Origin of the sequence: Flavobacterium sp. F52 (assembly GCF_000278705.1) — a bacterium.
GTDB classification, from domain to species: domain Bacteria; phylum Bacteroidota; class Bacteroidia; order Flavobacteriales; family Flavobacteriaceae; genus Flavobacterium; species Flavobacterium anhuiense.
This window is the reverse complement of record NZ_AKZQ01000038.1, coordinates 58,684-70,499: the sequence shown is the minus strand read 5'-3', so window position 1 is coordinate 70,499 and position 11,816 is coordinate 58,684. Positions and strand designations below refer to the sequence as shown.

13 protein-coding genes are annotated in these 11,816 nt (G+C 32.4%); 10 read left to right on the top strand and 3 right to left on the bottom strand.

Features of this window, described 5'->3' with window-relative positions; translation table 11 throughout:
* The 7 genes from FF52_RS21020 to FF52_RS20990 all read left to right on the top strand — a co-directional run bounded on the left by FF52_RS21020 (position 1) and on the right by FF52_RS20990 (position 6,162).
* Positions 1–705, top strand: a complete 705-nt coding sequence (locus FF52_RS21020; RefSeq protein WP_008468805.1) for a 16S rRNA (uracil(1498)-N(3))-methyltransferase — start codon at positions 1–3, stop codon at positions 703–705.
* Between the two features lie 111 nt (positions 706–816).
* Entirely contained in the window at positions 817–1,455 is a 639-nt protein-coding gene (locus FF52_RS21015; RefSeq protein WP_008468803.1) for a DUF4159 domain-containing protein, read from the top strand.
* 10 nt (positions 1,456–1,465) lie between these two features.
* Positions 1,466–1,963, top strand: a complete 498-nt coding sequence (locus FF52_RS21010) for a TrmH family RNA methyltransferase (RefSeq protein WP_008468801.1) — start codon at positions 1,466–1,468, stop codon at positions 1,961–1,963.
* A gap of 285 nt (positions 1,964–2,248) precedes the next feature.
* Positions 2,249–3,211 carry a zinc metalloprotease gene (locus tag FF52_RS21005; protein ID WP_008468799.1) on the top strand — a complete coding sequence of 321 codons (963 nt, stop codon included), beginning with the start codon at positions 2,249–2,251 and terminating at the stop codon, positions 3,209–3,211.
* 104 nt (positions 3,212–3,315) lie between these two features.
* Positions 3,316–4,407 carry an AI-2E family transporter gene (locus tag FF52_RS21000; protein WP_008468796.1) on the top strand — a complete coding sequence of 364 codons (1,092 nt, stop codon included), beginning with the start codon at positions 3,316–3,318 and terminating at the stop codon, positions 4,405–4,407.
* A 2-nt stretch (positions 4,408–4,409) separates the two neighbouring features.
* Positions 4,410–5,591 (top strand): THUMP-like domain-containing protein, encoded by a 1,182-nt coding sequence (locus FF52_RS20995; RefSeq protein ID WP_008468794.1) that lies wholly within the window; start codon positions 4,410–4,412, stop codon positions 5,589–5,591.
* A 4-nt stretch (positions 5,592–5,595) separates the two neighbouring features.
* Positions 5,596–6,162: a hypothetical protein gene (locus tag FF52_RS20990; protein ID WP_008468792.1), complete on the top strand. Its 567-nt coding sequence runs from the start codon at positions 5,596–5,598 to the stop codon at positions 6,160–6,162.
* Positions 6,163–6,165: 3 nt separating this feature from the next.
* Here FF52_RS20990 and FF52_RS20985 read toward each other — a convergent pair whose 3' ends face one another.
* Complete coding sequence (locus FF52_RS20985) at positions 6,166–6,813, bottom strand: M15 family metallopeptidase (RefSeq protein WP_008468789.1); 648 nt, start codon at positions 6,811–6,813, stop codon at positions 6,166–6,168.
* A 206-nt stretch (positions 6,814–7,019) separates the two neighbouring features.
* Here FF52_RS20985 and FF52_RS20980 point away from each other — a divergent pair, with 206 nt between their 5' ends.
* Complete coding sequence (locus FF52_RS20980; protein WP_008468787.1) at positions 7,020–7,541, top strand: hypothetical protein; 522 nt, start codon at positions 7,020–7,022, stop codon at positions 7,539–7,541.
* A gap of 57 nt (positions 7,542–7,598) precedes the next feature.
* On the opposite strand, the gene FF52_RS20975 is transcribed toward FF52_RS20980, so the two are convergent.
* Together FF52_RS20975 and FF52_RS20970 are read right to left on the bottom strand one after the other, a co-directional pair.
* Entirely contained in the window at positions 7,599–8,702 is a 1,104-nt protein-coding gene (locus tag FF52_RS20975) for a fatty acid desaturase family protein (protein ID WP_008468785.1), read from the bottom strand.
* Between the two features lie 170 nt (positions 8,703–8,872).
* Complete coding sequence (locus FF52_RS20970; RefSeq protein ID WP_119792011.1) at positions 8,873–9,196, bottom strand: helix-turn-helix domain-containing protein; 324 nt, start codon at positions 9,194–9,196, stop codon at positions 8,873–8,875.
* Between the two features lie 122 nt (positions 9,197–9,318).
* Between FF52_RS20970 and FF52_RS20965 the strand changes: the two genes are divergently transcribed.
* Together FF52_RS20965 and FF52_RS20960 are read left to right on the top strand one after the other, a co-directional pair.
* Positions 9,319–9,594 carry a hypothetical protein gene (locus FF52_RS20965; RefSeq protein ID WP_008468781.1) on the top strand — a complete coding sequence of 92 codons (276 nt, stop codon included), beginning with the start codon at positions 9,319–9,321 and terminating at the stop codon, positions 9,592–9,594.
* Between the two features lie 425 nt (positions 9,595–10,019).
* On the top strand, positions 10,020–11,789 hold the full coding sequence (locus tag FF52_RS20960) for a glycoside hydrolase family 9 protein (protein ID WP_008468779.1): 1,770 nt from the start codon (positions 10,020–10,022) through the stop codon (positions 11,787–11,789).
* Positions 11,790–11,816 lie beyond the last annotated feature (27 nt).

Below are 11,816 nucleotides of genomic sequence, written 5' to 3'. Positions count from 1 at the left end.
ATGCAGTTATTTTTTAATCCGAATATCGACGAGACAACTCAAAGTTTTTCTTTTGATAAAGAAGAAAGCCGTCATATAATAAAAGTTCTCAGAAAAAAAGATGGAGATATTCTGCATGTTACAAATGGCTCAGGACTATTATTTGAAACGCAAATTACATTGGCTTCAGACAATAAATGCACCGTTGAAGTCCTTTCGATAAAAAATGCCGAGAAGCCAAAATTTCATCTTCATTTGGCCGTCGCGCCAACCAAAATGAATGATCGTTTTGAATGGTTTTTGGAAAAAGCTACCGAAATCGGCATTCAAGAAATTACACCGATTTTCTGCGACCGTTCTGAACGAAAAGTAATTAATCGCGATCGTTTTGAAAAAATCATTCTTTCGGCAATGAAACAATGCAACGAAACCTTTCTTCCAAAATTGAATGAAGCAATTTCGTTTAAAGAATTCATGAAACAAAAACAAAATGGTCTTCAATTAATTGCTCACTGCGAAGAAACCGATAAAAAGTCTTTGAAAGAAGTTTTAAAACCAAATAAAGATGTAACCATCTTAATTGGTCCAGAAGGCGATTTTTCTGAGAAAGAAATTGCATTGGCATTAGAGAACAATTACAAACCAGTAACTTTAGGAAATACACGTTTAAGAACAGAAACAGCTGCTGTTGTGGCTTGTCATAGCGTTGTTTTTTTTAATGAATAATTACTATACAACTTTATCATTAAAACCTACTAATCATTGTCGAGCTACTTGTGGAGATTTCTCCTTCGTCGAAATGACAAAAATGCGAAGAACACGATATTTAAAACTAACATGAAAAAAATATTCTATTTATTATTACTTTTTTCAATTTCTTCTTTTTCACAAGAAATCGCTTTGCTTAAATACAGCGGCGGCGGCGATTGGTATGCAAATCCAACCTCCTTGCCTAATTTGATCAGTTTTTGCAATGCGAATATTAATACCCGCATTAAGAACAAACCTTCGACAGTAGAACCAAGCAATCCAGATTTGTTTTCGTATCCGTTTGTGCACATGACGGGGCACGGAAATATAGTTTTTAGCGATGCTGATGTAACCAATTTGAGAAATTATTTGACAGCCGGAGGTTTCCTGCATATCGATGATAATTACGGAATGGATCAGTTTATTCGAAAAGAAATCAAAAAGATATTCCCAAATAATAATTTAGTAGAACTTCCGGCAAACCATCCCATTTTTCAAAAGCCATTTCCATTTCCTAACGGATTGCCAAAAATTCACGAGCATGACGGAACACGCCCGCAGGCATTTGGAATTTTTATAGACAATAAACTGGTTTTACTCTATACTTACGAATGTGATTTGGGTGATGGATGGGAAGATGCCGAAGTCCATAACGATCCTGCTAACGTAAGAGACAAAGCTCTTAAAATGGGTGCAAACATCATCAATTATATTTTTACCAATTAAATTCTAGAAAGTGCAGCTAACTCACGAAGAAAATCAATTTGAAAGAAAAACGTTTCCCATTACTTTGGTATGCGATCATATTTACTTTCAGCAGAATATTGGTTCTTTGTTCCGAATTTCTGAGGCTTTCGGAGTTGAAAACATAGTCTTTTTCGGAAAAGATATTCCCCTTACACCTCGTAAAATCAATAAAACTTCTCGCAGCACACATCTTCATGTGCCTCATTCTGTAATTGAAGATTATAGTGAGCTTCACTCCTATTTGACTGATAATAATTTTGAAATTATTGCCTTAGAGATTACTTCAAACAGCAAACCTTTAAAAGAAGTTATGATTCCTTTCGATAAAAAAATCGCTCTTTTGATTGGAAGTGAAATTAACGGAATCTCAGAAGAACTTCTAAAACTCTCGCACCAAATTGTGCATATTACTATGTTTGGCAAAAACAGCAGTATGAATGTGGTACAGGCTGCTAGCATAGCGCTTTACGAAATTACTTCGCTGTAAAAATTCGAACTCTGAAAAATTTCTTTTAAATTTTTACTGAATTTTAAAGTTAAAGTTATCGTTAAACGACAGATAATCACGACGAAATACATTCTAAAAACACAAAAGAAAGAAAATACTTAATAATTTTTTAATGTTGATTTTTGTAGGAATCACTGTTTGTAAGGGATTGTAAAATTTCTCACAAAATTTCTTTTCTAATATTTTGCGAAAAAGGTATTTTGTTATAAAATTGTCGCATTATTCAACTAATCAACATTTTTATAACAAAAAACCCAATTTATTATGAAAAAAGTTATTATTACCACATTTGCAGCATTAATGCTGTTTGCTTGTCAAAATGAACAATCTGATTCTGCTAATGCAGATGCGAGCGTTGCTTCAAGAAGAGGTTGTGCAACACAAGAAGTTTTAGAAGCTCAATTGAAAGCCGATCCAACATTGGCAATTAGAATGAATGAAATCGAAACTTTTACTGCACAACACGCAGGTTCAAATTTTACTGGCCGTTTGGTAAATGGTAAAATCGAAATTCCAGTTGTAGTGAATGTATTGTACAGAACTGCTGCACAAAACATTTCAGACGCACAAATTCAATCACAAATCGATGTTTTAAACAAAGATTTCAATGCTTTAAACTCAGACTACAATAATGTACCAGCATTATTTGCAGGAGTTAAAGCTAACATTGGAATTACTTTTGTTTTAGATCAAGTTATCAGAAAATCTACTACAAAAACTTCTTGGGGAACAAATGACGCTATGAAAAAAACAGCTCAGGGCGGAATTGCTCCAACTTCTCCAACTACAAAATTAAACATGTGGTCATGTGCAATTGGTGGCGGAATCTTAGGCTATGCACAATTTCCTGGCGGTTCTTCTGCAACTGACGGAGTAGTAATTGACTCTCGCTATTTCGGATTATCTGGTTCTGCAAATGCACCATTTAACTTAGGAAGAACAGCTACACACGAAGTTGGTCACTGGATGAACTTACGTCACATTTGGGGAGACGCAACTTGCGGAAGCGATCTTGTTGCAGATACTCCTACTCATAACACAGCAAACTACGGAGTTCCTGCTTACCCACACTATAGCACTTGCTCTGGTACACCTGTAGAAATGACGATGAACTACATGGATTATGTAGATGACGCAGCTATGTACATGTTCTCAACAGGTCAGAAAAATAGAATTGCTGCTATTTTTACAACTGGAGGTGCTAGAGCTTCTTTTGCACAACCATAATAAAAAAAACTTAATTAAAGGCGAGATGAAATCATCTCGCCTTTTTTTGTTTATGTCTAAATTTTAGAATGCTTTTTCCTATATTTATAGTCTAAATTTTAAACATGATCACATCAAAAACTATTTCAAACGGAATATTAAGAGCTTTAGCTACAATCTTAATAATTGGCATCGTTTTATATTTTTTATATGAAATCCAAACAGTAATCGTCTACTTATGCATTTCGCTAATATTGTGTTTAATTGCAAATCCGATGGTCTTGTTTTTAAAAAACAAATTAAAATTCAACAATTCTTTGGCGGCCACAACTACAATTATCTTTTTCATTTTTTTAATTGTGGGCTTCATATTATTGTTTGTTCCTTTAATTATTTCTCAAGCAAATAATCTAGCACTTTTAGACACAGCGCATCTTCAGGCTAAATTTATGGAAACAGAAACCCATCTTGAAGAATACTTTAATATTCAGCATATTGACTTAAATAAAATTATAAAAGATTCTAAGCTTACATCATTCTTAGATTTCAGTTATTTCACTGGCTTTATAAATTCGATTATCAATTTTATGGCCGACATGGGAATGGGATTGGTATCTGTATTTTTTATTACTTTCTTTTTCATTAAAGATCAGGAAATTTTTAAAAATCAAGCAAGAAGAATTCTTCCTGATTCAAATGAAGATAAAATTTTGAATTCAATCACAAAAATTAATCACTTATTAACCCGATATTTTATTGGTCTCTTGCTACAATTAATTGTCGTATTTATTCTTTATCTTGTTGTATTGCTAATCTTCGGAAATAAAAATGCTTTCGTGATTGCCTTTTTATGTGCCATTCTAAACATAATTCCTTACTTAGGACCCATTATTGGAACAACTTTGGCTGCAATTTTAACCATGATCAGCATGATTGGACAAGATTTTCAATCTGAAATCTTACCAAAAACTATTTATGTTGTTATAGGCTTTTTAGTAGTTCAAGCAATTGACAATAACATTAGCCAGCCAATAATTTCGTCAAAAAGCGTAAATTCGCATCCGTTAGAAATATTCTTAGTTATATTAATTAGTGGTATTACATTTGGAATTGTCGGAATGATAATCGCAATTCCAGCATTTACAATGATTAAAGTAATATTAAAAGAATTTTTTCCAGACAATAAAATCGTCTCCGTATTAACCGAAAGAATTTAGTTTTGAACAATCCTATTTTGCATCCAGAAATTCAAGAATATATAATTCAAAATACTGGTGCAGATATAACAAAATTGGCGCTGCAGAAAAATCCGTTTCCAGAAGTGGATTGGATTTTAATTTTAAATCAAATTGAAGCCCGAACAAAAGCAAAGGAAAAACTTCCTACTTGGTTTGCTACCGAAAACATTATTTATCCAAGCAAGATTTCTGTAGAACAGACTTCTTCAGAAAAAACTGCATCTTACAAAGCTTCTTTAATAGCTGGAGAATCTCTTATTGATTTAACGGGTGGCTACGGTGTTGACGATTATTATTTTTCTAAGAAATTTAAATCGATAACACATTGCGAAATAAATGAAGAATTATCTGCAATTGTTTCAAACAATTTTAAAAAATTGCAAGTTGAAAATTGCGTTTTTCATGCTGGCGATTCGACTCATTTTTTAGAAGAAACCAATCAAAAATTTGACTGGATTTATATCGATCCTTCACGAAGAAATGACAGCAAAGGCAAAGTCTTTATGCTGAAAGACTGTCTGCCAAATGTTCCTGAATTGCTTGATTTTTATTTTCAAAAATCAGATTCGATTTTAATCAAGACTGCTCCTTTACTGGATATTTCAGCAGGATTATCAGAATTAAAAAATGTAAAGAACATTCACATCATTGCTCTAGAAAACGAAGTTAAAGAACTGCTTTTTGAAATTCACAAAGGATATACAGGCGAAATAACTTTAAAAACGTCCAACATCTTAAAAGAAAGAATAGAAACTTTTGAATTTGTTTTAGGAAGCGAAACAATATCGCATTCTTATGGTTTGCCTCAGCAATATCTCTACGAGCCCAATGCCGCTATCATGAAATCTGGCGGTTTTGATGAAGTTAGCTCAGCTTTTCATATCAATAAACTGCATAAACATTCGCATTTATATACTTCAGACCATTTAATTGATTTTCCAGGAAGAAAATTTGAGGTTCAAAAAGTCATTTCGTACAACAAAAACGAAATGAAAAATGAACTAGCCAATAAACAAGCTAATGTCACTACTCGTAATTTTCCTGAAACTGTAGAAAACATTAGAAAAAAATGGAAAATAAAAAATGGAGGTAATTTGTATTGTTTTTTTACGACAGATGTAAAAGATAACAAAATAGTTTTAATTTGCACCAAAATAATCTAACACAATGAAACAATTAATTACACTAACTCTTTTCTTATTAACCTTTACCGCATTTGCCCAAAAACCATGTGAATATAGTGTCAATGTAAATGATTCTATCGGATCTTATAAAGTAACAAATGAATATTTAATGAGTGAAAAATATTTTGGCGGAAGCTTTAATTATATTTTCTTCTCTTTAGCACAAACTGATGGTTTGCCTACATTAAACCTTCAATCTATCCAAAAAAGCAAAGATTTTATTAAGGCAAATTGTTTTGATAAAAACTCGAAAATATTCTTGCAATTAGAAAACGGAAAAATTGTAACTCTAATGCACATTAATCAAGAAAATTGCGGTACACTTGTTCGTGATGACAAAGGTTTTGACAACCGAATCAATACTGGGATTTTTATGTTTATGAAAGACAATTATGAAGAGTTGAAAAAATCTCCAATTTCAATAATGCGAATTAAATATCTTACGAATACCGAAGATTATATCGTAAAACGAGAACTTACCTCGGAACTAACTGGAAAAGTGACTAATCCGAATACTTATTTTATGGACAATATCAGGTGCGTCGAGTAATTTTTAATCGCATTTCCATTTCTGATTGGATACTTTATCTTTTAAACCTGTTTTTAAATTATAATGCCACCACTCAGAATCAAAAGAGTTGAAACCATTTTTAATCATGGTCTTTTTTAAATAAGCTCTATTAGAAAGAATTTCTTTTGAAAGCTGTTTAAAATTATGACTCGCCATAATTCCAAAAAAATCAAAAGAAGTTCCCATATCGACTTCTTTTCCTGTTATATCTACTAAAGAAATGTCTACGGCTCCTCCTCTGTTATGAATGGAGCCTTTTTTTGGATCTGCCACATAAATAGGATCCGATACAATCTCCCACATTTTTTTCTGAATATCTAAAGGCCTATAACAATCATATAATTTGATTCTGTAGCCTTTCTTCAAAAAATCCTTATTGGCCGCAATTAAGGCTTTTACAGTTTTTAAACGAAGCATGCATTCAGCGCAATCATAAACTTTAGTTTTTAAGAAATTATCATCTGTGGCATATTTCATATCATAAACAAAATCGTTGCTATAATCTCTTAGATTTACAAACGCAGTATCAGAAATCTTAACTTCTGCAGGAGAAATGTAAACTTCATTCTGAGCTTGTAAAAAACCTATTCCTAAAAGAAAAAAGACTAAAATTTTGAAAGTATGATTCATTGTAAGACAATTTTAAAAATTGAAGTTAAACAAAAAATCTTAAAAATTGGTTCTTATGATAATATCTTAAATTTTTAAGTTTATTTTTTTCAATTCAAAACCCGTCATACATTACTTTCAAAACAAACATTATATTTAATATCTTTATGAAAATTAAACCATTATAACTTTTCAACTAAAATATTCATTCTAAAATCAGTTATATTATGAATTATAGAACCAAATACATTTCAATAGTTATTGCTAGCAGTTTAATCTTGTTTTCATGCAAAAAAGACATTGCAAAAGAAGTTCCTACAACAGATTCCACTTCTATAAAAACTGAGGCTTTAAAGACAGACAGCACTACTATAAATCCGAACGATACTTTATATGATTTAGTAGATAAAAGCGTCGTCGGAACACAGTTTTTAACTAAAAGCAGTTTGGCTCCGAGATTAAAAAAATTGTTAGGATCTGATTACGATCAAATGGTAAAAAACTGGAATGCCGAAACCCCTTTTGAAAAACAAGATAATATACTCCATGCTTGGGGTTGTAAGCAGCACGATTGTGGCACCTATTCTTATGATTTATACATTGACGTTAAAAACAATAAAATCAACGTCTATAAATTTTCAGAATCAAAACTGACCATTTTTAAAGAAGATAATTTTGAGATTGCAATAAAAGGTAACTTCTTGAAAGATCTAAATATCAAAAAAGAGAATACAGAACTTAAAAAATAATTACGATCATAAAAAAAGCGGCTTAAAAACCGCTTTTTTTATTAAATATTTTGAAAACTATATTTCTCCTGTAACTAAAATATTCTCTTTTACACCTTTGTCTTTCAGCATTCTAAAATGAGATCGAACAGCATGATAAAATGGATATGATGTGTAAGGCAGACCGTATTCCTCTGCATAACGTCTTATAATTGGCGTAATATAAGGATAATAGGTATGTCCAACTGCAGGAAAAAGATGATGCGCTACATGGTGTGTAAACCCGCCATAAAGAAAATTAGCCAATTTGCTTTCTGTACTAAAATCTTTAGTCACAATCATTTGGTGCATTACCCAAGTATCGGAAAGATTTCCGTCTTCATCCGCATGCGGAAAATGAGCATCTTCGTCAACGTGAGTTGAAACCAATGCCACTACGCCAAGCGCACTACCACATAAATGCATTGACAGCCACGCAAAAAGCACCATATACCAAGGCTGACTTAACAACATCATCGGGATAAAAAGCAAATAAACAAGATTGATGATCTTAGCAGCAAACAGTCTATACACTTCTTGCCTCGGAATTTTATCTACTACTTTCTTTACATAATTATCCTTAGTTCCAAAGAAATCTTTAAAGTCTCTAATATAAAGCCAATTGAGGCTGTAAAAAGGATAAATAAACCACATGTAAATGTGCTGATACTTATGATAATTAAACAGCGGACTATTTGGAAATATTCTAATAATATCGCTCTGTTTGATATCTACGTCCCAATCTGGTACGTTTGGATACGCATGATGCAGACTTATATGGCGTCGCATCCAAAGCCAGTGATTACTCCCGAAGAGTTCTAAAACATATAAAAACCATTCATTATGCTTTGGCTTTTTAAACAAAGCTCCATGTGCAGCATCATGAAAAGCATTTATAAACAAAACGATCATTGTAATTCCAGACAAAATGTAAAAAAGAAATAAAAAAGGTGTCTGGTTTCCGAAAATTAAAATACAGGCGTAGAACAAAAAAAATACTGCCAGAAGCCCTAAAGACTTCACAACGTTTAATACATACAAAGACGAGTTTTTTAAGACCGTTTCATTCACTTCTAAACGCATCTTTTTAAAAAAATCATCTGCTCCTGGTTTAACATAAACCGGTCGTTTTAATTTTTCCATATTGGTTACTGCTAGAAATTGTTAATCAAATTTAGTAAAAAAAAACTTAAACTGTAAGCGTAGATTTAAATAAAAAAGGGATATTTTAAACAAAAAAACCACTCAAAAAGAGCGGTTTAATTAATACTGTGACATTTTAAATTGTTAGATACTTTTTGGAAAACATTCTATCATTCCTCAAACTTTTTGTCTGCCAGACGAAGGCGAATATTATGAATACGACCTTCAATTTCTTGTAAGTCATTCAAGATATTCTGCTTCTCGTACACTGGCCCAACTTCATTAACCTTATTTTGCTCATCGGCAAAAAGATCATTCAAATCCACATCTGGAAAATTTTTACTTAAGCTAATAATAAATTCAGAACCTATACTAGCTGTTCCGTGCAAATATCTTCCAATCATTGCAGGGCTAAATCCTAAAATTGCCCCTACTTCCTTTTGCTTTAATCCTTTATCCTTAAAGAATTTACTTAGTTTCTCGTGATACATCATTATTAAAATTCAAACAAAATATAGCTATAATATATTTTTTAACATAAAAAAGAATAAATAATATAATATTATTCTTACATTTACACGTAATAAAATACATACAAATAATTATTAGCAAATATATGTCAAAATTAATCAATAATAGCAATTTTAAAGAAGATAATTCTCACAATAAAAAAGCTTATGAATTTATAGATAAGCATTTACCCGTTACGTATGTGGATCTTACAATTGCTTGTATCGTAAAAAAAGGGCAGCCTGCTCCAAGTAAATCATTAATTCGAAACGTCAGAAATAAAACCATACTCAGAAACGACATTTTGCTTGCATTAGTAGAAGTTGCAAACGAGAATAAACTTGCAATAGAAAAAATAAAACTTTTAACCTCGCAATCTTAAAAACATACTACAACCATTTCAACCAAAGCCATTTATGACAACTCATCATAACAACCAAAAAGAAAATAACCTTTCCGAATCTTTTCAAAACCAATTTAAGATCTCGTCCTCAAACGAAAGCAATTTAGAAAACATTCCAAATTTATACGGAATGAGCCTCGAACAGTATATAGAAGGTCTTGAAATTCATTCTAGATGCTTTAATCAAATGGAAAATGTGAAAAGGATAATGAATTAAAAAAGTCCTAATCATTTCATAAAAATCACATCAAATACACATCATAGGTTTTCCAAATACAGTATAAACCCTTATAAAACTTGTTTGTATAGCAAATTTTCTATTTTCAGCCTTAAACTATTCGTCTAAGAAAAAATGGCCCTTTTTTGTAATTTGCTCTTTCTACAAGCGAAAAAAATAAAAAACCATGCTAAAATTTAGAAAACAACTAAGATGCGTCTTAATAGTTTTGCTCTTTTCTATTTCAGCTTATAGCAAAACTATCATCCATGTAAATCAAGTTGGCTTTGATCCAAAAAGCCCAAAAATTGCTATTATTGAACATCAAAGCAGTCTTTTGAATTCAACTTTTGACATTATAGATGCTGATTCTGGAAAAACAGTTTTCACGTCTAAAATTGGAAAAGCAGAAAGTGTCGACGACTGGAAACTGGGTAGCTTTTATTACAAAGCCGATTTTTCTTCTTTTCAAAAACCAGGGAACTACCAAATATCATTTAAAATTGCAGATCAAATTTATACTTCTGCCCGCTTTTCAATTGAAGAAGATATATTGGCAAAACGAACCATTTCTTCTATTGTACACTATTATAACAAACAAAGAGCCAACACTCCTGAAGAACTCGAAGCTGACAAAAACATGTTATTGTTTGGAAGCACAAAAAAAGTAGATGTTCATGGCGGATGGTGCGATGCATCTGGAGATGTGAGCAAGTATTTTTCGCATTTAGCCTACGCTAATTTTGTATCTCCGCAACAGACCCCTTTGGTAACTTGGTCACTTATAAACACATCCGAAAGCATTTCAAAAAAGCTCGTACATTGGAAAATAAAAGATTCTCTCGATAACGAAGCCATTTGGGGAGCCGATTATATGATGCGCTGTCTTTCTGATGAAGATTATTTTTATATGATAGTATTTAGCTATTTTGACAAAAACCCTGCAGCAAGAAGAATTGTTGGATTAAAAGCCAATAGCGTTACTACTGACGAATATCAATCTGCTTTTCGCGAAGGCGCTGGAATGGCAATCGCGTCACTTGCCAGAATTTCAAAATGGAATAAAAACGGTGATTTCACTTCAAAACAATATCTAGACGGAGCGAAAAGAGCTTATGCACACCTTTTAATTAATAATACGAAATATGATGATGACGGAAAAGAAAACATCATAGATGATTATTGTGCTTTGATGGCAACCACAGAATTATGGATAGCCACGAATGAAAATTTTTATAAAGACGAAGCCAGAAAATGGGCTCATAAACTTGAAAACCGAATGACAGACAAAGGTTGGTTTAGAAGTAATGATGCAAATCGTCCGTTTTGGCATGCAGCCGATGCTGGTTTACCTATTGTGGCACTAACCAGATATCTGAAAAAAGAATCTGACAGTAAAGAAAGAATTGCGGCAGAAAATGTTATCAAAAAAGCTTTGGAATACAATTTAGCCGTTACCAACAATGTCACTAATCCATTTGGTTACGCTAGGCAAAGTTTTTTATTTAATGATAAAATTCAAGACGGATTTTTTATTCCGCATGATAATGAAACTGGCTGGTGGTGGCAAGGCGAAAATGCAAGATTGGCTTCATTGGCTACAGCAGCGATAGAAGGCGGAAAAAGCATTTCACTACAAAAAAACAACGCCACAAAAAAATCGCTAGATTTATATGCGTCACAGCAACTATCATGGATTTTAGGTTGCAATCCGTATTCTATGTGTTTTTTGTACAAATTTGGCGAGAACAATGTTCCTTATATGCACTCTAATTACGGTCACGGATCTGAAAAAGGCGGTATTTCTAACGGTATTACGGGGAAAGATGGAAATGGAGACGGTTCTGGAATCGATTTTAAAATGGAAGACAAAGGCAATGAATGGCGCTGGACCGAACAATGGATTCCGCATTCAGCATGGTTTTTACAGGCAATAACTGCAATTGTTGAACCGTAAATTAATTCGATTTACTAAATTATTTCC